Annotated in this window: 20 protein-coding genes and 4 tRNA genes; 3 read left to right on the top strand and 21 right to left on the bottom strand. The window is 56.9% G+C overall.

Annotated features, from left to right (window positions below; translation table 11 throughout):
* Positions 1-116: 116 nt before the first annotated feature.
* The 11 genes from rplL to MP439_00350 form a co-directional block, all read right to left on the bottom strand.
* Positions 117-509, bottom strand: a complete 393-nt coding sequence (gene rplL / locus MP439_00400; GenBank protein ID MCI2974531.1) for a 50S ribosomal protein L7/L12 — start codon at positions 507-509, stop codon at positions 117-119.
* Between the two features lie 256 nt (positions 510-765).
* On the bottom strand, positions 766-1,296 hold the full coding sequence (gene rplJ, locus MP439_00395; protein ID MCI2974530.1) for a 50S ribosomal protein L10: 531 nt from the start codon (positions 1,294-1,296) through the stop codon (positions 766-768).
* Positions 1,297-1,492: 196 nt separating this feature from the next.
* Positions 1,493-2,206 (bottom strand): 50S ribosomal protein L1, encoded by a 714-nt coding sequence (gene rplA, locus MP439_00390; GenBank protein MCI2974529.1) that lies wholly within the window; start codon positions 2,204-2,206, stop codon positions 1,493-1,495.
* Between the two features lie 58 nt (positions 2,207-2,264).
* Positions 2,265-2,696, bottom strand: a complete 432-nt coding sequence (rplK, locus tag MP439_00385; GenBank protein MCI2974528.1) for a 50S ribosomal protein L11 — start codon at positions 2,694-2,696, stop codon at positions 2,265-2,267.
* Positions 2,697-2,790: 94 nt separating this feature from the next.
* Positions 2,791-3,672 (bottom strand): transcription termination/antitermination protein NusG, encoded by an 882-nt coding sequence (gene nusG, locus MP439_00380; protein MCI2974527.1) that lies wholly within the window; start codon positions 3,670-3,672, stop codon positions 2,791-2,793.
* Entirely contained in the window at positions 3,672-3,953 is a 282-nt protein-coding gene (secE, locus tag MP439_00375; protein ID MCI2974526.1) for a preprotein translocase subunit SecE, read from the bottom strand. The genes nusG and secE overlap by 1 nt, the downstream gene beginning before the upstream one ends.
* A gap of 40 nt (positions 3,954-3,993) precedes the next feature.
* A tRNA-Trp gene (locus tag MP439_00370) sits at positions 3,994-4,066 on the bottom strand.
* A gap of 7 nt (positions 4,067-4,073) precedes the next feature.
* Entirely contained in the window at positions 4,074-4,697 is a 624-nt protein-coding gene (locus MP439_00365; protein MCI2974525.1) for an RNA polymerase sigma factor, read from the bottom strand.
* Positions 4,658-4,822, bottom strand: coding sequence for a 50S ribosomal protein L33 (gene rpmG / locus MP439_00360; protein ID MCI2974524.1), 165 nt, complete (start codon positions 4,820-4,822; stop codon positions 4,658-4,660). The genes MP439_00365 and rpmG overlap by 40 nt, the downstream gene beginning before the upstream one ends.
* Positions 4,823-5,342: 520 nt before the next feature.
* A tRNA-Met gene (locus tag MP439_00355) sits at positions 5,343-5,419 on the bottom strand.
* 6 nt (positions 5,420-5,425) lie between these two features.
* Positions 5,426-5,498 (bottom strand) — tRNA-Thr (locus tag MP439_00350).
* A 108-nt stretch (positions 5,499-5,606) separates the two neighbouring features.
* On the opposite strand from MP439_00350, the gene MP439_00345 reads away from it, so the two are divergent.
* Complete coding sequence (locus MP439_00345; GenBank protein MCI2974523.1) at positions 5,607-6,152, top strand: GNAT family N-acetyltransferase; 546 nt, start codon at positions 5,607-5,609, stop codon at positions 6,150-6,152.
* Between the two features lie 181 nt (positions 6,153-6,333).
* Here the strand turns inward: MP439_00345 and MP439_00340 are convergent, their stop codons facing one another.
* The 3 genes from MP439_00340 to MP439_00330 form a co-directional block, all read right to left on the bottom strand.
* Positions 6,334-7,071 (bottom strand): hypothetical protein, encoded by a 738-nt coding sequence (locus tag MP439_00340; GenBank protein MCI2974522.1) that lies wholly within the window; start codon positions 7,069-7,071, stop codon positions 6,334-6,336.
* 24 nt (positions 7,072-7,095) lie between these two features.
* Positions 7,096-8,982: a polyprenol phosphomannose-dependent alpha 1,6 mannosyltransferase MptB gene (gene mptB, locus MP439_00335; protein MCI2974521.1), complete on the bottom strand. Its 1,887-nt coding sequence runs from the start codon at positions 8,980-8,982 to the stop codon at positions 7,096-7,098.
* 62 nt (positions 8,983-9,044) lie between these two features.
* A tRNA-Tyr gene (locus MP439_00330) sits at positions 9,045-9,127 on the bottom strand.
* 26 nt (positions 9,128-9,153) lie between these two features.
* Here MP439_00330 and MP439_00325 point away from each other — a divergent pair.
* Together MP439_00325 and MP439_00320 are read left to right on the top strand one after the other, a co-directional pair.
* A complete protein-coding gene (locus MP439_00325; protein MCI2974520.1) occupies positions 9,154-9,648 on the top strand; it encodes a YajQ family cyclic di-GMP-binding protein in 495 nt (164 codons plus the stop codon).
* Between the two features lie 96 nt (positions 9,649-9,744).
* The gene (locus MP439_00320) at positions 9,745-12,522 is read left to right on the top strand and encodes a phosphatidylglycerol lysyltransferase domain-containing protein (protein ID MCI2974519.1); all 2,778 of its coding nucleotides are present in this window, start codon (positions 9,745-9,747) and stop codon (positions 12,520-12,522) included.
* On the opposite strand, the gene MP439_00315 is transcribed toward MP439_00320, so the two are convergent.
* The 7 genes from MP439_00315 to nuoI form a co-directional block, all read right to left on the bottom strand.
* A complete protein-coding gene (locus MP439_00315; protein MCI2974518.1) occupies positions 12,508-13,863 on the bottom strand; it encodes a chloride channel protein in 1,356 nt (451 codons plus the stop codon). The two genes, MP439_00320 and MP439_00315, sit on opposite strands and share 15 nt — an antisense overlap.
* Positions 13,864-14,007: 144 nt before the next feature.
* Positions 14,008-15,567: an NADH-quinone oxidoreductase subunit N gene (locus tag MP439_00310; GenBank protein ID MCI2974517.1), complete on the bottom strand. Its 1,560-nt coding sequence runs from the start codon at positions 15,565-15,567 to the stop codon at positions 14,008-14,010.
* Positions 15,567-17,102 carry an NADH-quinone oxidoreductase subunit M gene (locus MP439_00305; protein ID MCI2974516.1) on the bottom strand — a complete coding sequence of 512 codons (1,536 nt, stop codon included), beginning with the start codon at positions 17,100-17,102 and terminating at the stop codon, positions 15,567-15,569. The genes MP439_00310 and MP439_00305 overlap by 1 nt, the downstream gene beginning before the upstream one ends.
* A gap of 11 nt (positions 17,103-17,113) precedes the next feature.
* A complete protein-coding gene (nuoL, locus tag MP439_00300) occupies positions 17,114-18,991 on the bottom strand; it encodes an NADH-quinone oxidoreductase subunit L (protein ID MCI2974515.1) in 1,878 nt (625 codons plus the stop codon).
* 2 nt (positions 18,992-18,993) lie between these two features.
* Positions 18,994-19,293: an NADH-quinone oxidoreductase subunit NuoK gene (nuoK, locus tag MP439_00295; GenBank protein ID MCI2974514.1), complete on the bottom strand. Its 300-nt coding sequence runs from the start codon at positions 19,291-19,293 to the stop codon at positions 18,994-18,996.
* A gap of 2 nt (positions 19,294-19,295) precedes the next feature.
* On the bottom strand, positions 19,296-19,883 hold the full coding sequence (locus MP439_00290) for an NADH-quinone oxidoreductase subunit J (protein MCI2974513.1): 588 nt from the start codon (positions 19,881-19,883) through the stop codon (positions 19,296-19,298).
* On the bottom strand, positions 19,880-20,515 hold the full coding sequence (gene nuoI, locus MP439_00285) for an NADH-quinone oxidoreductase subunit NuoI (GenBank protein MCI2974512.1): 636 nt from the start codon (positions 20,513-20,515) through the stop codon (positions 19,880-19,882). The genes MP439_00290 and nuoI overlap by 4 nt, the downstream gene beginning before the upstream one ends.
* Positions 20,516-20,539 lie beyond the last annotated feature (24 nt).

Raw genomic sequence — 20,539 nt, 5'->3', positions numbered from 1 at the left:
AGAGCTCAGTTGTGGGCAAGACACTACGACATACAGCATAGATGCCTTTTGGTGTCGCAACGTCGTTTGCGCCTGAAATCCCAGGCGCAAACGACAAGAGCTCGCGAGACCGAACGTTACTTCAGCTCAACAGTCGCGCCAGCGCCTTCGAGCTGCGCCTTCGCCTTCTCGGCATCCTCCTTGGACACCTTCTCTAGGACTGGCTTTGGAGCGGCATCGACCAGATCCTTGGCCTCCTTAAGTCCCAGGTTGGTGAGCGCTCGAACCTCTTTGATCACCTGAATCTTCTTCTCACCTGCGGAGGAGAGAATGACATCAAACTCATCCTGCTCTTCGGCCGCAGCTGCAGCCTCACCGGCACCCCCGCCGGCCACCGCTCCTGCTGGCGCAACCGCCATCGGAGCCGCAGCAGTAACACCGAACCGCTCCTCAAAAGCCTTCAAGAGCTCTGAGAGTTCGATAACGGTCATCTCCGAGATCTGATCAAGCATTGCCTGAACGTCTGCCATTAGTTTCCTTTCGTGTCCAACCAGGACGATCATGCCAACTACAACGTTGTGCTACTTACTAAGAACGATTAACTACTCAATAACTAGGAACTGTCTATAGATCTTCGCCGAAGAAGCTACGGGCATCGCGCCAGCTCTGTGATGCTAACCCAGCTCTGTGACGCTAACCCAGCTCTGTGACGCTAACCCAGCTCTGTGACGCTAACCCAGCTCTGCGCTACCACCTCAGCTCCGACAGCCAAGCGCTGAACGCTGGCTACGCCGCCTCACGCTGATCAAGCAACGCCTTGAGTCCATAGGCGACGTTTCGAGGAAGAGCGTTCAGGGCCGAGGCAAAGTTGGTCATCGGCGCTGCGATGAGCCCTGCAAGCTGAGCAAGGAGAACCTCTCGACTAGGGAGGCTCGCAAGCGCGAACACCGCACGTTGATCAAGCAACTGCCCACCTAAGAGTGCTCCCTTGACAACGAGCTGCTCATTGGTCCTGGAGAAGTCCCGAAGACTCTTTGCAGTCGCCGCAGCATCTGGACCGCTAAAGACCAAGCCGCTCGGTCCCGTCAAGAGCTCAACCAACACCTCTCGGTCCGCCTTCTGGGCAGCAATCCTAGTCAGAGTGTTTTTGAAAACCTTGTATTCGGCATTGACCGCGCGCAACTGTGCACGCAATGCTTGAAGGTCCGTCACTTTGAGGCCACGGTATTCGGTCACAAAAACCACATCGGTATCTGTCAGCTTCCCGCGGATCTCGTCGACCACAGAAACCTTACCAGGCCGTGGATTGTCGATCATTCTCTCTCCCTTGTTGTCATACCCGACTTCATGTGATTCCCGACCGCTGATCGGGCTTCGCTGGTCATGCCTGACTCGGAGAGATCGCTTCATCGGGCACCCGAAGGGAATTAAGCATAAGCACCGGACCTCTTGAGCGAATCGAGGCGAACTACATACTAGCTAACCGGTACTAGGTAACCGGCCGTTACCGCAACTACGCCGCGGTCACGTCCTCGTCGAGGAGACGAACCCGGTTCGGATCAATGGCCACCGACGGTGTCATCGTTGCACTCAAGTGAACCGACCGAAAGTAGCGCCCTTTGGCTGATGCCGGCTTGGCGCGAGCGAGTTCATCGATGACGGCTCGGAAGTTCTCTAACAGCGCAGCTGCCGAAAATGAAACCTTTCCTACAGGAACATGAACGTTGCCGACTTTGTCGGTGCGAAACTCAACTCGTCCCGCCTTGAACTCAGCAACAGCCTTGCCAACCTCCATCGTGACCGTGCCAGTCCTTGGGTTCGGCATCAACCCACGCGGCCCAAGCACACGTCCGAGACGACCTACCTGGCCCATCAAGTCTGGAGTAGCAATCGCAACATCGAATTCGAGGAATCCACCAGCAACACGCTCAACAAGATCATCTGCACCAACGACGTCTGCACCAGCGTCTCGTGCCTCCGCCGCAGCTTCACCTGCAGCAAACACCGCAATTCGAACGGTGCGGCCAGTACCATGCGGAAGTGATACGGTCCCACGCACCATCTGATCCGCCTTCCGAGGATCAACACCGAGACGCACGGCCAGTTCCACCGTCTCGTCAAACTTCGCCTTACTCATCGCCTGAACCAGGGCTACTGCCTCACGAGGGAGATACAGCTTCCCAGCGTCAACCTGCGCTGCCTGCTCAACATACACTTTCCCAGCCATGACAAACTCCAAACTCTTCGATTCAGTCAAACCCAAATCGCATCAACCAACGAAGTTACTACTCAACGACCGTGATACCCATCGACGTTGCCGTCCCAATCACTTGCTTCATCGCCGACTCAAGATTAAATGCGTTCAAATCCGGCATTTTGGTCTTCGCTATCTCAGCCACCTGATCCCGGGTGACGGTACCGACCAAGGCGCGTCGATTGGTAGCCGAGCCCTTGTCAAGCCCTGCCGCCTGCTTCAGCAGTTCAGCAGTCGGTGGCGTCTTAAGAATAAAGCTGAAGGAACGATCTTCAAAAATCGTCACCTCTACCGGCACAACCTGCCCCCGCTGAGCCTCAGTCGCAGCGTTGTACTGCTTGACGAACTCCATGGTCTGTATACCATGGGGCCCAAGCGCCGTACCAACCGGAGGAGCAGGCGTTGCCGCCCCCGCCGGAAGGTTGATCTTAACAATGGCTGCGACACGTTTCTTGGCCACGATGAATGAACTCCTTACATTGAACCAAACAAGTATATACGATATGCAAGCTCGCAAGCACCCTTGGCACCTGGCAGCTTAAGGATCCGATTGGGAATCAGATTTTGGTGACCTGCGAGAAGTCCAACTCCACCGGCGTCTCGCGTCCAAAGATGTTGAAGAGCACCTTCAGCTTCATTTGATCGGCATTAATTTCAGAAATCTGCCCCGAGAAGTCCGCCAACGGACCTTCCTTCACCTGTACCGTGTCGCCAACCTCGAAACCGTGCGATGGCTTACGCACCGTCTGGGTACGCATCTCCTCCGGCGTCTTGAAGGACAACATCGACTCCACCTCACGCTTGGAAAGTGGTGTCGGCTTCGAGCCAGATCCTACGAACGACGTAATCCCTGGAGTATTACGGATCGCCGTCCAGACCTCGTCATCCATCTCCGCTCGCACCATCACGTAGCCTGGGAACACCTTACGACGAACAGAGACTCGCTTGCCGTTCTTGATCTCGGCAACATCTTCCATCGGAATTTCAACCTCATAGATCCGCTCGTCGAGGTTGAGCGACTTGACTCTCGCGAAGAGATTCGTCTTCACTTTGTTCTCATAGCCCGAATAACAATGAACAACGTACCAATCGCCTGCACGGTCGTAAGGTGACTGGACAGCATCGACTTCGAGATCGTCCGCAATGTCGGTAGATTCGTCTACCGCAACTGTCGCGTCGGTCGCAGAGGTTTCGGCGTCAGACGCATCGCTGGGGTACTCTTGGGCAGCATCGGTTGATAACGACCAAGTGTTAGCTAGTTGAGAACCGCTCTCTACAGGCTCTTCTCGCTCCTCATCGCCGAGCGCATCGTCTGCTTGAGATAATCCCTCATGTGAAGTAACGTCCTGCGAGGCGAGGTCCCTGACTCCCTCATCTGCTACGCCTTGATCTGCAACTTGCTCATCCGACACGGCTACCACTCCCACAATCTCTCGCATCAACCGTACAGCTTCGTTACACCGGTTGAGAACAAGAGGTTAAACAAAAAAATCAAACCCACGACGAAAACCAGCGTTACAAAGACCACCGTCGCGTAGCTACGCACCTGCGCGCGCGTCGGCCAGTCGACAAGCTTCAGTTCATTAATCACTGAAGCGAGGTACCGGCGAATACGACCTTTTTCCTTGGTCCGCTTCGCCTTCGACCGCCGTACAGCCTCTTGCTTCTTCTCCGGCGCCATCTGTTGGCGCGCCATCAACCGCTTCGTCTCGCGATTCACGTCAAAACCTCATACTTCACGAATGTAGCCAGCCTATCAGCAGGGCAGGAGGGACTCGAACCCCCAACCCCCGGTTTTGGAGACCGGTGCTCTACCAATTGAGCTACTACCCTTTGTGGCCTACCAGCTTATCAGGGGTTCCCCATCATTGACACCTTCTGCGCCAGCAAGCGCAGCCTCTTGGGCAAACATAAGTGCAAGTTGCTTGCGAGCGCGATAGAGGCGAACCTTCACGTTCGCCTCACTCTGGTCAGTCACATCCGCGATCATTCTCACGCTATAGCCCATGCCATAGCGCATCACGAGGAGCTCGCGAGTGGCGTGAGGAACCTTATCCAGGAGTGCAATCAAATCAACCGTCTCCGCCGTCGTCTCATTCGGATCTTCATGGCGAACCTCGGCCTCTACAGGCGAACAGACCTCAAGGGAACACTCACGATGAATAATCCGATTGCGCACGCGCAAGTGCCCAAGAGCAGAATTCACAACGATTCGATACACCCAAGTCTCATACCTAGACTCCCCCCGGAAGCGATCGAGCGATCGATAGACATTCAAATAGGCGTCCTGAAGCACATCCGCCACACTCTCAGCGTCCCCAAGAATCCTGAGCGCGACACCCGCGCTGGCACGCTGGGTACGCTTTAGAATCTCCTCGAAACTGGGCTTGAGGTCACCAACCGCTTGCATCGCCTTGGGCGCAGTCAGCGGGTCTCCTTGTGTAACGTGTGACGTCGGTCCCACTGGCAAAACTTCCGCATCTCAATTCGCTCACGATCGTTCTGCTTGTTCTTGGTGGTGATGTAGTTCCTTCGCTTGCACTCCTCGCACGCCAAGGTTACCTTCACCCGCTTTTCATTCTTTGCCATCATCTACCTCTCTTGTGCTAGCTAGCGTGCCATTGACACTAGACCGGTCTGATCGTCGACTCGGACCGCAGCCCGTTGCCATGGGCGTCACCTTACCCAACAGACTACTCACTCACACGCCTACGTCCATCTCGACTGGCCACACTGCCATCGAACGCAGATGATAGACCAAGCTCCACCGAAACACGATGGTACCGTCTCACCGTGACGCGATTACCATCAATAGTCCGATGTCAGGATCCACAGCGCAGTTGTTTTCATCGTGCAGTCCCTAACGAGTATCCTCACGCACCACGATCGCGATGAGCCAACGCACGACAGCCTACCGCCAAGCCCTGCTTGCCCGCACCAGCTCAGGTCGATGAGCAGACCGACCCAGTGCAACATTAGTGACGGCAATCGTCCTAAGAGGAGCGTCTAAGCGGTCACCGACAGTAACAATTACCTCTGGATGGTCAGCTCCTCAACGCTAGCCAACACCAACACCAGAGACAGGCCCCCTCACCGGTATCCAACCGAATGGTAGCGGCGGTCGGACTCGAACCGACGACCCCACGATTATGAGCCGTGTGCTCTTACCTACTGAGCTACGCCGCCTTTGAGAGCCCCCTGTCGGAATCGAACCGACGACACCAGCCTTACCATGGCTGTGCTCTGCCGACTGAGCTAAGGGGGCAATACGTTGAAGGCTCAATCTATGATACAAGGTAATGAGAATTGATCCTCACATCCACGGATTTTTCCCTTCTCGGCCGTCGGACTTTTCTACATCCGTGCAGCGCCGGTGAGCAACGATCTTCCTGCCTACGGCGATGAACGTCTAACACCGCGTCGATCATCCGCCGTCAACATTCGACACCTCAGCAGTCAAGATGCAGAGCCGCTTCGTCAGATTTATAACCATGCCGTCCTCTCATCGACAGCAACGCTGGATCTGGAACCTCGAAGCCCCTCAGAGCAAGAGCGTTGGCTAGAGCTTCACCTGGGCATCTACCCTGCCCTCGTCGCGGTTCACGATGGTCATCCCATTGGATACGCCTCCATCTCGCCATTCCGTCCCCGTGCTGGCTATAACTCCACTATCGAAGACTCGGTCTATATCGATCCGAGTTTTCAGGGTCAGGGTGTCGGCCGCCTCCTCCTCGAAGCGCTGCTTGCCACAGCGACATCCCTTGGTTTTCACAGTTGCATCGCCCATATTGTCGCCGACCATTCAGCATCGCTCAAACTACATCTTGGCTGTGGTTTTCGACTTGTTGGTGTTGAACAAGAGATTGGGCGAAAGTTTGGGCGATGGATCGACATGGCAATCCTTCAACGTCAGCTTTGACGGCAACAGAGCACCCCGCCTCAATGCGCGTCAGTGGCCCTAGCTCATGGATACAGGGGCCACGCAACCTTGGAATCCTCTCACACTCGACGATCCGAACGTGAGCAGCCGTTCCAAACTTAGCCACGGGCACAAGCTTCAGAGCAGGCCAAGTGCCATGCCGATCATAACTCGAGGCCGCTCATGATTTAGTACCTCCCAGCCCCTGGGCATGGTCGTCCGCCCAGAAATACCAGGCCGCAAGTGAACGGAACGGGCGAAAGGGATCCCCAAGTGCGACCACCTCGTCCAGGGACAACACAGCCCCATCGGCAAGGTGGCGCTGGACACTCCGACGCATCGCTAAATCACCGACGGGCCAGACATCAAAGCGATGAAGATGGAACATGAGGTACATATCTGCACTCCAATCTCCAAAACCATGCAACCCCACAATGAAACTCCGTACCGCCGCATCATCGAGAACATTGAGTCGATCCAACTCTTCGGGTGTCACCTGTCTACAAAGCTGCTCAAGCGTACGAATCTTCGGCGCAGAAAGCCCAATTGCGCGAAGCCGATCAGCTCCAAGCGCCAAGAGTGCCTCTGGCTCGAGCGGGGCTGCCTCCATGAGGCGTGCAAGAATCGCCCGCGCAGAGGAGCCAGAGAGCTGCTGGTAGATCAGTGTCTCAACCAAAAAACCGTAGGCATGTTGGTGAGTGGGGCCGTTGCTACGCCCAGGATCAAACGAATCCCGATAAAGCCGAGGCCTACCATAGCGAGCCGCGAATGATCGCATGAGCCCACTACGTCGCCCGAGCACCGCTATCGCCGCATCGAGTCGATCCTCAAGATTTGCGTTCCCATGCTCTGGCTGACGCAGATCACCACAGTCAGTTGGACGATCAGCATCGCCACTAGACGCTCGGACTTCCTCCATCGTTTGTAGACCGCCGTAACGAGATCAAGCGTCGACTTCGAGCCGCGCAATCCGCGGAACGAACCGCTGGAACCGTTCTGGTAGCACCTCGGTGACGGCACTCCTGAAACCGTGGATCACCTCCTGAGCCTCCACGATCAGACCGGCCCGGCGACGATACAACACCGCAGCGAGCCCTGCATAGCCGATCCACGCAAAGGCAGTAGGAGCTCCAAGGAAATCAATCGGCATAGCCGACAGCGTCAAGAGGATGAGAAAGTCGACTGTAAGATCTCCAGCACCAAGGGCGAGTAGGACAATTCCCCATCCAAGGTACCACGGCCAAATCACCGGACCAAGCACAACCGTGACAATCAAGACGACTCCGGTCAGCCGAACGATATTTGAGCGACGGCTGCCCAAGATAGTGATTCCGCCGATCAGCAAGATAAACAAATCACCGATGGCACGAAAAACTCCGACGACAAAGTGTGGGCCAAAGGGCAACCCCAGGTGAGCGAGCACCCAGCCAAGTGCATACCCAACGAGAATCACTGGATCTTCAAACGACAGCACAGAGCCAGGCGTCGACAGTGCTGGAATCCAACCCATCCCTAGATGGGTCGCCAATCCCAAGACGTAGAAAATAGCAAAGGTAAGCACAACGGCAATGAGGAGACCACGAAGTTTGCTGACCACTCGATCCGAGCTACTCCAATGGTAACCCATGAAGCCGACGGCAACGATTGCGGGCACTTTAACCGATGCAGCAAGCGCGACGATGATGATGCCAGCGAGTTTGCGATCTTTGAGGAATAGATAAATACCGATAACCATCAAAGCGGTCATCAAGGCATCATTGTGACCAGCAGAGGCAAATGTATATAACAAAATTGGATTCGCCGCTGAGAGCGCGAAGGCGAGATCTCGATTGACACCAAGGAGGTCCGCAATCTTAAGAACGAAGATGCCAATGACCGCCACCGAGATCAGCGCCACCAGGCGCAGCAGTAGTACCGTCACCATGGGTGAGCGCCCAGAGAGTTCGACCAGCCCACCGGCAAGATACAAGAACAAAGGACCATATGGAGCCTTTGCCATACCCCAGAGGGGATCTACTGTGGAACGAAAGGCACTGTTACCCAATAGTGCTGGTCCACCACTGTAGGGATTGATGCCTAACGTCACCATTCTCCCTTGGGCGGCATAGGAGTAAACATCCCGGGAGAACAGAGGCCCTGCCACCATCAACGGCAGCACCCACAGGCCAAACAGCAGCCACTTATGTCGGAGTTGCTCACCTCGTCGGGTACCAACGACAATGCGCAACCAAGCGACTGCCGTAAGAATCAGGCCGTAATAGACCAACGACTGTGCGAGCAGTTCAATGATCAAATTGCCCGGATGGGGCGCGGAGTCGACGCCGAGATACCAAGAGCCTGGGATCTTTGACGTAAACGGGGAGTTGGGCTGGAGCGACCCCACAAGGACAAGCAACGAACCGATGAAACCGGTGGAGATAGGGTTCACGTGCATCAACGTATCGGCATTTGCCCATGTGAACCAGCGGCCAAGCGCACGCCAAACCCGGCGAATCAGAAAAGGTGCATCCACAGCCTGGCGCTGGCTGACACTCTCGGTATTGGCCCTGCTAGTACCGGCCCTGCTAGTACTAATCTTGCCAGTATTGGCCCTACGAGAGCCGATCTTGCTCGAGCTGGCCTGGCCAATCCCGAGGTCATCGACTCCAACGCCGTCACAATCGCGGGACCCCTGAGCTCTGAGACTATTCTGACCTTTACGACCTCTGAGACCGTCCGACCGTGAGGAATCAAAAACGCCTGTGTTGCCCTCTGTCGCATCGATGTCGGGCTTTGTACTGGGGATGGCGCCATCGGCATTGGCACCTGGCTGGCGAATATCCTTATCCATGAGTCCGCTCCAGTATAGCGTGGAGTCCGCATTCACGCTTCACTCCACGCCATACCGAACCGTGGGCCGGGAGGGATTCGAACCCCCGTAGGCGTACGCCGGCAGATTTACAGTCTGCTCCCATTGGCCACTCGGGCACCGACCCTGGTGAGGACATAATAGTCTACCATTATGCCTTCCTTCGACGTAGTCTCAGAGATTGATCTCCAAGAAGTTAAAAACGCTGTCGATCAAGCAGGTCGTGAGATCGCGACACGCTTCGACTTCAAAAACACCGATTCTTCGATCACTTTGAACGAGGGGGATCTCGTCATCACTCTCGCCTCCAACACTCCCGATCGGCTCAAGGCCGTCATGACGGTGCTCGAAGAGCGGCTCGTGAAACGTTCAGTGTCTCTCAAAGTGCTCGACCGCCAAAAGGTCGAGGATGCCGCCAAGGGCACGGTTCGCCAGTCGATCCGCCTGATCGCAGGTCTCGAGGGAGATCGGGCCAAGCAAGTCACGCAGGCGATCAAGGCGATGGGTCTCAAAGGGGTGCAGGCACAGATCCAGGGAGATCAGGTGCGGGTGACCGGCAAGAAGCGAGATGACCTGCAACTCGTGATCGGCGAGCTCAAGGAGCGTGTCCTCGACATTCCACTCCAGTTCGTCAACTTTCGTGATTAACGTCCCCTAATGGGGCAGGTGTGTCATCTACAACCTGGACAACGGGCCGTTGTCCTGTCTAGTGCGCTGCTTGAGCACCCGCCGAACGATCTCGACTTGGAGCTACGTTTGGCGACCGGTGCACTCAGCGCCGATGACATCGTCATCATCTGTGGCCACGCGCCAACCGCGGAGGTTTTCTCGAACGGAGAGCTGATGGCGTCGGTACTCAATCGTCGAAGATTGACCTACCTCGTCATACCGGACAATGATTGTCAAGCGCTGCAACCCCATGCGGCGGCCTACCAGCAAACAGAAGGCACACTCGCGCTCTGTTCCAGCCTTGAGATCCTCTACGACAGCCAAGGCTCGCAGCGCCTCCTAGTCGATCCAGGCAAGCCGCTACCCGTCCCCTTGGATCCACGAACCACGATTCTCGAGCGGCTTACCCAAAAAGGGCCACGCTTTCGCGACGCCACCGATCTCGATCCCGATGCCTCGATCGCCCGCTATGTCGCCTCACGTTCCTTCTATCGACGCATGCGTCTGATGTTGGCCTGGATCACGATCCCGTTACTGGTTATCTGGGCCGTGCGCCTGCTGGTCGTATTTGACACAGCTACCCTGAACCATCGGTCACCATCACTCCTCAGCAACGCCGAGCTGATCACGCTAACGATCCTGCTCGACATTGGCCTCGCAGTTACCGTTTCAGCGCTCACCAGTCGTTCGCTGTTGCGCATCCTCGATGCACCCCTCGATATCGCAACGCGTACCGCCGATCCCAACGCCGACGAGCGTCGACGACTCGACGAACTCTCCCAACAAGGCTACGACGGTCTCATCAGCGGCGCCACCCGTTCGGCCGAACTCCTCGTAGTTGGCGGTGGCATCTTTGCAAGTCCTGGCAATTTTGCCCAATCGGTCAACCGTACTCCCACACGGCTACCCCTTCCCTCGCTCTACCTGAAACGGACCAACGCGTCCTGGATTGAGATCGAACCTGGTGCCACCTTACGTCTGAGCCTCTGGTCGCATCAGCGTCTGACCACGCCCTCCCGCTTGATTAAGTTTCTGGTCACCAGCGATCTACAGAAGCCCACTGCGCAACTAAGAGCTCTCGCGCCTGACGGCCCCGCCTACTCGCCGATCGCAACTGCCCTGAAGGATGCCAAACTGCGCTTTCGTCGCCTTAGCGCCTTGATCGTATTTGTTGGAGGTGTCGTCGAGCTCACCACCACACTGATCCCGACCCTGCACCGACATCTTCAGCTCGTCTCGGAGCTGTTCCCCAACGTCGCACCGTTTATCCGTGGCTACGCCAACGCGTTGGCCGCAGCGGCCGGCGTGGGAATGATAGCTGTGGCCCTCGGTCTCCACGCCGGTCGCCGACGGTCCTTGCAGATCACCATCGGCGTCGGTGTCATCGCCTTTGCGGCCAACCTCGCACGCGGCGGCGACCTACTCGCTTTAGTCGTCATTGGGGTCGTCCTTGCGGTACTGATCATCAAACACCGCGCCTTTGACCAACCGACACCGGCAAGGCCGAATCTACTACGGCTCGTAAGGCTGATGGTGGCAGCACTCCTCCTCTGGGCAGTTGCCGACGTCGCCACCATAGTGGCCCACCTCCTCTTCCACCGCAATCGCCCCTACCGGCCCGTAAACGCCATTGCCCACGTCATCGCCGTATCGATCGGGCTCTCATCGTCGGCACCGCTACCCTTTGAGCATCCGTATCTACGCGACGCGCTTCAGCTCTCGATGTTCGTCCTCGCGCTAATCGCACTGTGGACACTCGTAGCCCCATTCTCGAGTCGCGTGCACCTCGAAGGGCGGGCAGCACCGGGGCTAACCGGTCTCGCACGTATCCTCTCGACGCATCCTCAAGGCACGCTCGACTACTTCGCACTCCGTGACGACAAGGCACACTGGGTACGTCACGGCGTCATGATCGCCTACGGACTCTTTGGATCGACCGTCATCGTGTCACCAGATCCAATCGGACCGAAATCAAATGCTCGTCTCGCCTTTGTGGAGTTCTTCACCGAGATGCGACGTCAAGGTCGTGCGGTCGCAGTGCTCGGCGCAAGCGCCGAGTGGCAAGCCACTTATCAGGCGCTGAACATGCACAGCTATTACATCGGCGACGAGGCAATCGTCACCCTCGGCGAACTTGACCTCGCTGGCAAGCGTCACAAGAGCCTACGGCAAGCCGTCAACCGAATGAAAAACTATGGATACTCTGTAGAACTCGCGAATCCCAATGAACTATCGACCAGCGACCGCGAACAAATTCTCACGATCATGGCGGCCTCACGACGTGGCGATCGAGAACGTGGCTTTTCGATGACCCTAGGGCGTATCTTCGACCCCCGAGACACCGATCTGTTAATGAGTGTCTGCCGTGATAAGGAGCACAAGATCACTGGCTTTTGCCAATGGGTGCCGGCACCGGCGGTCAATGGCTTCTCGCTCGACCTGATGCGTCGCGATCTCGCCGAACATCCCAATGGGATGTTCGATCTGCTGATCGTCGAGACCATTCGCCAGCTTGGTGATCGAGGCTACCAGGCACTCAGCCTCAACTTTGCCGCCATGCGGGCGGTGCTAGCCGGAGAGCGCGGTGGCTCTGGGTTCCCATCCCGCGTCGAGCGTTGGGTCCTCGGTCGACTCTCTGAGTCGATGCAGATCGAATCCCTCTGGCACTTCAACGCAAAATTCGATCCCCATTGGCTCGCACGATATCTCGTCGTTGACAACATCGAGAACCTGCCAGTTATCGCGATCGCCGCTAGCAAGGCCGAGTCGCTGTGGGATCTCCCGGTAATCGGTCGGTTTCTCACCGATACACCGACCAACCCGCCAGCCCCGGCCCTCTCAAACGAGCGGTGACAGCGGACCCTTCCCAGGCAACGCCTGGGATCCAAAGATGGTCATCCCTCGCTGGCGAACGAGAAACACCGCCACACCAATCGCTACGGTCACCAATGGTGCAATCGCGACCGAGCCGGTAACTTCGATCGCAATCACGATCATCGAGAGTGGGATTCGACCGATCGAGCCGAAAACCGCCGCGAACATCAGGATCACAAACAGTTCGGCGGTGCCGAAGGTGATAGACAGGTGCGCCAACGCCGCCAGACGCCAGAGTGCTGCCCCACCGAAGGCTCCGATGATCAGCGCAGGGCCCAAGACCCCAACTGGTGCCTCCGCCGAAAGGCTCGATCCTGTCAAGATGATTCGACCCAATGGGACCAAGAGCAAGATCCACAACGGCCAGACGCTTGAATCGTGGCCAAAGAGCGCGACCAGTCGTATCCAGTTTGTCCCAGTTGAAAGAACCTCAGGCGCTACTAAGGCTACGCCGGTCGTTAGGACGCTCACCGCGATAGCGACGCCAAACCACCGTAGCAAACTCAACCGAGAAAACCCGGTGAGCTTCGGGCTCACCACGCCGACCCACCAGCGATACAAAAGACCCAACAGCCCGGAAAGCACTCCGATGCCGATGGCGCTGACATAGGCCTCAAGGTGAAAGTTACCAAGGTGCAGATCACCGATCAACGGTGCATTACCCACCAGAAGGGAATCGACAAACCAGGTGATCGCCACCACGAAGAGCCCTGGGACAATCACCGCACCGACGAAGCCGTCAAGCACGAAGAGTTCGCCAGCGAGCAGGATACCAGCGAGCGGCGCGCGAAACAAGGTAGCTAACGCAGCTCCGACCCCAACCGCCACGAGGATACGAATCTCACGTTCCCCAACCCCAAACCTCTTGGCCAGGTTTACGATAGGACCACCGACCAACATGGCGATTGGCCCCTCTGGACCACCGGAGACACCGAGTCCAAGTGCGATAACCCCGGCGATGGCCGTTCCCAAGGCCTCACCGATGGGAAGCACCACCTCAGCGCCGTTGACGACCTCGATGACACGGTCAGCTCCGCGTTCTCGACGTTTCGCGACACCGGACTTGGTGGCGACCACCTTGCTGATCGCGAGGGCGACAAAGATCACCAGCGGCACCAGCACAAGACGTGAACCCAACAACCGAGTTGTCTGCTGGAGTGAGACCAGCTGGTGTACCCCTATGAGTCCATCAAGAAGACCATTGAGCCCATACAACGACCAATGAAACAAGGCGACGCTGACCCCGGCGACAACCCCGACACCACCAACGGGGACCCCTCGCTGCACCAATGCCCACACCTTGTGTCTTGCTGTGCTCATCTTCACGCACGCATCTGGGGACACTTTGCCAACAACGTCGAACCGGTACCAGCACCACTCGCCACCTGCGCCCCACCAAGAGATTCAAGCACGGCCAACAGGAGCCCTCGTCGGCGATCAGCTATCAGAGATCGCGTCAAGGTGCTAATAGAAGATCTTCCCCTTCCCAACAAGGTTCAACAACAACGTAGGGAACACTCCGAAAAAAACGGTGATCGCAACAGAAGCCCAAATGCCAATCCAAATCGGAACCAGCGAAGCCCGCGACAATCGGCTGCCCTCATCGCTGCCACCTCGGACAACGGCTGGGTAGAGTGCATCTCCAGCTCCGACCTCGGCATCGTCTCTTGCAAACAGAGCGAGCGTCAGCCGTAGGTAGAACGCCACCGCGATGGCTGCGGTCACCATCGCAACCACTGCAATCCAGTACTCATTCACCGAGATCACGGCAGTGATGACGGAGAACTTGGCGATAAATCCGCTGGTGAAGGGAGCACCAGCCTGGGCCAGCACCAAGATCGCTAACAACACCGCGACAGCCGGCCGCCGCCGTCCTAGCCCACGCACGTCTCCCAGCGAGAGTCCACCCTCTGTCTTGTTGAGGTCGAGTTGCACCAAAGAGATCAATCCGAAGGTTCCGATCACCATCACCGAGTAGGCGGCGAGGTAGAACAGTGAATCACGGACGCCGCCACTGGTGGCAGCCAAGACCCCGAGAAGGATAAACCCGGCATGATTGATGGAGGAGTAGGCCAGCATCCGCTTGATCTCGCGCTGGCGCAAGGCAAAAACGGCACCAAAGAACAACGATAGAATCGCAAGTGCGATCACGATCGGACGCCAGTAGTCCAGTTGTAGATGGAATGCGACGGTCAACACCCGAAGCAACGCCGCAAAGGCCGCGATCTTGGCCATCGCCGCCATGTAACCAGTCACCGACGTCGGCGCACCTTGATAGACATCGGGCGACCAGACGTGGAACGGGACCGCAGAGACCTTGAAGCCAAAACCTACCAAAATCAACGCAATACCAAAGAGCAGCACTCCATTGTTGATCAGTACGTGGGAGGAGAGAAAGGCACCGATCTTGACCAGGTCGGTCGAACCAGTTGCGCCATAGACGAGGGCAACACCGTAGAGGAACACCGCAGAGGAGAATCCGCCAAGGATAAAGTATTTAAACGCCGCCTCCCGGGAGAGTCCGTCGCGCAATCGAAAGCCGACCATGATGTAGAGGGCAATCGAGAGAATCTCCAACCCGAGAAAGATGACGATCAGGTCGTTGGCCTGCGCCATCACGACAGCCCCGGTCGCCGAGATCAGCAGAAGCGTCGCGAACTCGGGTCCTCTGCCGGCCACCGACTCCACAAAGCCAGGTCCGATCAACATCGTCAAGAAAAGGGCAACGCCGACGATGATGGCCACCACGGCAGAAAACCCATCGTTGGAGATCGCACCGGCAATAGCAAGCGATGGCCCGTGCTTATCGACCAAACGCAACAGATTAGCAGACCACGCCACCTCTCCAGCGGCCGCAAGCAGTCCGATCCCTCGATAGATCTCAGGACGCTCCCGTCGACCGATCGTAGCCGAGAGCGCCAACACGACCAGCGCGGCACCGAACAGGATAATCTCTGGCGCAATCGCCTGATACGAGATCGCTGGCAGCCTGATCGGCAACTGTGACACCAGGGTCCCAAACACTACTTTGTCCCTCCAGTTACGCTTGACACCACCGCCGACGGCGTCCCCGAATTCGTGAGCGCAGGCGCTGTGGCTACGTGGTGGACAATAGCCGATGTGGTTGGATTAATGCGATTCAACAACGGTATCGGATAGATGCCAAGGAAGACGATGAGCGCAAGCAGCGGCAACAACAACAGCGCTTCACGAGGAGCCAAGTCGCGAAAGCTCCGATCGTCCTTCAGCTCTCCGTGGAAGACTCGCTGATAGGCCCAGAGCAGATACACCGCACTCAACACGACCCCCAACACGGCGACCACTGCCCACCAGCGGTGGGTGATGAACGTCCCGATCAAGATGAGGAACTCGCCCACGAATCCATTGAGGCCCGGGAGTCCGATCATGCCCATCACGACCAGGATGAACACGGCTGCAAAGATTGGAGCCTTCTTCTGGAGGCCACCAAGTTTGTTCATGTCGAGCGTTCCACGCCGCTCGTAAATCATCCCCAGCAACAAGAAGATGGCCGCCGTATAAATACCATGGTTGACCATTTGGAGTGTGGCGCCCGACAACGCCTCTGTGGAGAACGCGAAGATTCCAAGAACGATAAACCCCATGTGTGAGAGCGACGAGTACGCCACCATTCGGCCCAGATCACGTTCTCCCGCCGCGACAATCGCGCCGTAAAGAATACCAACCACCCCCAAGGTGAGCATCAACCAAGCGAGCTCTCTTGATGTGGCCGGGAAGAGCTCGAGGTCGAACCTAATCAGGCCATAGGCGCCGAGCTTGGCCATCACACCAGCCAAAATGACCACTGCGGGTATCGGAGCGGAACGATAGGTATCAGGCGACCATGTATGGAACGGAAAAATCGGCGTCTTCACAGCGAACGCTATCGCGAACGCGAAGAACAACAAAATAGCGGTATCTTTGGGCAACCTGGTGTGCATCAACGCTGGCAATGAGAAGGTGAGATGTCCGGTCTGGTGATCGTGGATAAAAACGAGGGAGACGATCCCGACCAGCAAAAACGCCGAGCCGGCAAAGGTGTACACAAAGAATTTGATCGCAGCCCGCCCGGAGGCACCCAAACCGAAATCCGAGATGAGAAAATAGCTTGGAACTAAAGTCAACTCGAAGAAGACAAAGAAGAGGAAGAGGTCAAGGGCGGTAAAACTCCCCATACACGCCGCCTCAAGGAGCAACATCCATCCAACATAGGCCCGATAATCTTTAACACCCTTCATCGCGAACATGGCGATCGCAAAGAGAACCGCCGTCAAGAGGACTAAGACGAGCGAAATGCCGTCCGCCCCCAAATACCAGGCGATACCAAAAGCACCGATCCAGTGAACTTTGGTGACAAACTGGTAGCCGCTGGTGTGCAGCTTGAATGACACCGCCATGCCAATCGCGAGCGCGAGCTCAACCAACGAGATCGCAATCCCAAAGTAGCGAATGAGTTTCTGGTTCTCCGGCGGCAGCGACATCATGGGCACCACCAGCGCCCCAAGTGCAGGAAGTGCAATCAGCCAATCGAGTAAGGTCATCGAATTCCTCTCTACCGCGCCGCGCCCACGAGCACATAAGTCAGTATGACCACTATCCCAGCGATCATGATCAGGAGGTAGCTACGCACCAGCCCAGACTGCACTTTTCGTCCGAGCCCTCCAATCCAACGAAAGGTCCATGCCACCCCGCCAACGGCTCCATCGATGATGGTCGGATCCACCACTCGATCACCAAGCTTGGCCAGCGCTGTCCCTCCCCGAGCGAAGGTTCGATCGTAGAAGGTGTCAACGTACCAGCCCTTAAAGAGCACCGTGGGTTCGAGGGCTTTGCGTTCCGAATGACTCCTCCACAAGCGCCATGCGAGGAAAACGCCTAGCAGTGCCACCACAGCATCAGTAGCAGGCAGCAAGATCTTCTCCGACGTCGAGAGCGGATAGTTCACAAGCGCTGATCCAAAGACCGGTGACAGCCAATCGTGGAGAAAGCGTAGGCCTGAATAGGGCAGGTTAAGGAGTCCAGCAATTGCCGCCGCCACCGCCAACACGATGAGGGGGATCGTCATCACCCGAGGAGATTCGTGCGGCTCATGTCCATGGGTAACCTCCTGCCACCGGGCATTGCCGTAGAACACGACAAAGACCAATCGACCCATGTAGTAGGCGGTCAAAAGAGCAGTCACGACACCGACTACCCACAGTACTTCATTGCGCCCAAAAGCGTCCTCGAGAATAGAACCCTTGGAGAAGAAACCCGAGAACGGCGGGACGCCAGCGATGGACAACCACGCGATAATCATGGTCCAGGCGGTTATCGGCATCAACTTCGCCAACGCGCCCATACGACGGATGCTCTGTTCATTGTCGAGTGAGTGAATAACCGAACCGGACGAGAGGAAGATGAGCGCCTTATAGAACGCGTGTGTCACCATCAAGAAGATGGCGGCGACATAGGCTCCGGTGCCAATACCTAACATCATGTAACCGAGCTGGCTGACCGTCGAAAACGCCACGATCTTCTTGATGTCCGTCTGTGACGTCGCCGCCATGGCAGCTACAAACGCAGTAATGACACCGATGATCGCGATCGTAAAGGAGGCGGCATGTGCTAGCGACAGTATTGGCGCAAGCCTTGCCATGAGGTAAACACCTGCTGTTACCATCGTCGCCGCGTGGATGAGTGCCGACACGGGGGTCGGACCTTCCATCGCGTCTAACAGCCAGGTAAACAGCGGTAGCTGCGCAGACTTACCGGCCGCAGCCAAGAAGAACAGCAGTGCAATCGCCTCGGCCGTTCCCGTAGGAAGTCGATGTGCCTCAGGTAACACCGTCGAGTAGCTGACCGAATGGAAGTTGAGAAATACCAGGAAGGTACCGAGCATGAACCCCATGTCGCCAATCCTGTTGATGATGAATGCCTTCTTGCCCGCGGAAGCAGCACTGGGTCGCTCAAACCAAAATGAGATCAGCCAGTATGAGCATGCGCCAACACCTTCCCAGCCGAGGAAGGTTAACGGCAGGTTGTTGGCGGTAACGAGGACCAGCATGGAGAACACAAACAGGTTGAGGTAGATGAAAAACTGGTGGAACCGAGCATCACGTTTCATGTAGCCAATCGAGTACAGATGAATCAGCGCAGCCACCCCGGTGACGAACAGGATCATCACCACCGAGAGAGGGTCGGCTCGAAATGCGAAGTTGACCTGGAACGCACCGGCATGGAACCAGCTAAAGAGATGAAGAACCTGCGTGCGGTGGGACCCATGCTTGGTGAGGAGAACGATCCATGTTGCGATGGCCGCGATGAAACTCGAGGCGACCGCGATGGTACCGAACCAACCCGCCCCAGGATCCCCCATCCGCTTCCCAAAGGCCAGGAGGATAAGAAACCCGACCAGCGGGAAGCCGATCACCAAACCCAAAACAACCATGTCTAGCCCTTCAAACTCGAGATATCATCGACGGTAATGGTGGCCCGATGACGGAAAATTGCGACAATGATTCCTAGTCCAACAACCACCTCAGCGGCCGCAACGACGAGCACAAAAAAGACCGCGATCTGCCCACCGACATCGTTGAGCATTCTCGCATACGTCACAAACGTCAGGTTGACGGCGTTGAGCATCAACTCGACCGACATGAACATGACGATCACGTTGCGCCGCGTCAACACTCCGAACGTCCCTAACCCAAAGAGCAACGCCGCGACGACGAGGTACCAACTCCCGGGAATTGTCACCGCTCTACCTCCAGGTTCTCTCCCCCACGAGCCGGTTCGGTAACCCCAGTTGCCGCATTCATCCTGCCCGACAAGATCACGGCCCCGACAACTGCGATGACCAAGAGTGCCGCCGTCAGTTCGAACGGCAGTAGATAGGTGGTAAAGACAGAGCGTGCAAGCACGCCGATGTTGGACCCGGCATCGAGTTTGCCCGCCGCGGAGTGTGCCCCGGTAGCCCACGCGCCAGTTGCAACAATGAAGAGCTCCGCAAGAATCAACACCACGCCTACACCAGCGAGCACGATACGGACCGTGTCTCCGGCAAAGCTTGCAATCTCCTCTCGATCCACGCCAAGCAGCATGATCACGAACAAGAAAAGAACGACCACGGCGCCAGCGTACACGACAACCTGCACCGCCGCCAAAAACTCGGCGCCCTCCTCAATAAAGAGAATCGCCACCCCAAAGAGCGTCATCACAAGGAACAACGCCGCATGCACCGGGTAGCGTGCGCTCAAGAGCCCAACACCACCGACGGCGATAATCACGACCGCGACGACAAAGACGATGAGCTGGGGAACCGAGATAACAGTAGCGATCACCAGACCTTTCCTCCGATCTTTCGTGAGATTCGATCCGCTAAGACATCGCGAAGCCGAAACACCGCTGACATCTCGTCCTCCGAGATATCCGACTGACCACGTTCTGGCAAGCGCACTCCATGGCCCAGCTCGCCAGACCAGCCAACAACACCCTCAAAATTCGGGTCGCCTGACGGCGCCGTGGCACGAACCCACCCGGACGTATCTTCCTCATCGTCGTCATGCCAATCCTCGAAGGGCGTACGACGAGGGTGGCCTTCTTCGTCGACGACCAACTCAGCCTTGGTGTAGATAGCATCCTCCCGGCTGGTAAACGAGAACTCAAACATCTTGGACTCGGTGATGGCCTCGGTCGGGCACGCCTCGACACAGAGATCGCAGTGAATGCAGCGCAGGTAGTTGATCTCATAGACAAACCCATAACGTTCCCCCGGCGAGACCGGCGCATCCGGATCGTTATCTGCTCCACGTACGTAGATGCATCGCGCTGGGCAAACTCCAGCACAGAGCTCGCAACCGATGCACTTCTCCATCCCATCTGGATAACGATTCAGTACATGGCGCCCGTGGAAACGGGGCGGTTTTGGACGCTTCTCCTCTGGGTACTGCCGGGTAACCCGGGGCTCGCCCACTTGCTTCAAGGTTACTTTGAAGCC

Source organism: Ferrimicrobium sp. (assembly GCA_022690815.1).
In the GTDB taxonomy this organism is placed as follows: domain Bacteria; phylum Actinomycetota; class Acidimicrobiia; order Acidimicrobiales; family Acidimicrobiaceae; genus Ferrimicrobium.
The sequence above is the reverse complement of the archived record's forward strand: the minus strand, read 5'-3'. Positions and strand labels throughout refer to the sequence as shown.

What these genes read in the sequence shown, in the direction of transcription:
- MP439_00325 (MCI2974520.1), top strand. Translation starts at nt 9,154, where the DNA reads ATGCCTTCCTTCGACGTAGTCTCAGAGATTGATCTCCAAGAAGTTAAA.
- nuoL (MCI2974515.1), bottom strand. Translation starts at nt 18,991, where the DNA reads ATGGTTGTTTTGGGTTTGGTGATCGGCTTCCCGCTGGTCGGGTTTCTT.
- MP439_00340 (MCI2974522.1), bottom strand. Translation starts at nt 7,071, where the DNA reads ATGGAGGAAGTCCGAGCGTCTAGTGGCGATGCTGATCGTCCAACTGAC.
- MP439_00305 (MCI2974516.1), bottom strand. Translation starts at nt 17,102, where the DNA reads ATGACCTTACTCGATTGGCTGATTGCACTTCCTGCACTTGGGGCGCTG.
- mptB (MCI2974521.1), bottom strand. Translation starts at nt 8,982, where the DNA reads ATGGATAAGGATATTCGCCAGCCAGGTGCCAATGCCGATGGCGCCATC.
- nusG (MCI2974527.1), bottom strand. Translation starts at nt 3,672, where the DNA reads ATGCGAGAGATTGTGGGAGTGGTAGCCGTGTCGGATGAGCAAGTTGCA.
- rplA (MCI2974529.1), bottom strand. Translation starts at nt 2,206, where the DNA reads ATGGCTGGGAAAGTGTATGTTGAGCAGGCAGCGCAGGTTGACGCTGGG.
- rplJ (MCI2974530.1), bottom strand. Translation starts at nt 1,296, where the DNA reads ATGATCGACAATCCACGGCCTGGTAAGGTTTCTGTGGTCGACGAGATC.
- rplL (MCI2974531.1), bottom strand. Translation starts at nt 509, where the DNA reads ATGGCAGACGTTCAGGCAATGCTTGATCAGATCTCGGAGATGACCGTT.
- rpmG (MCI2974524.1), bottom strand. Translation starts at nt 4,822, where the DNA reads ATGGCAAAGAATGAAAAGCGGGTGAAGGTAACCTTGGCGTGCGAGGAG.
- MP439_00315 (MCI2974518.1), bottom strand. Translation starts at nt 13,863, where the DNA reads ATGAGCACAGCAAGACACAAGGTGTGGGCATTGGTGCAGCGAGGGGTC.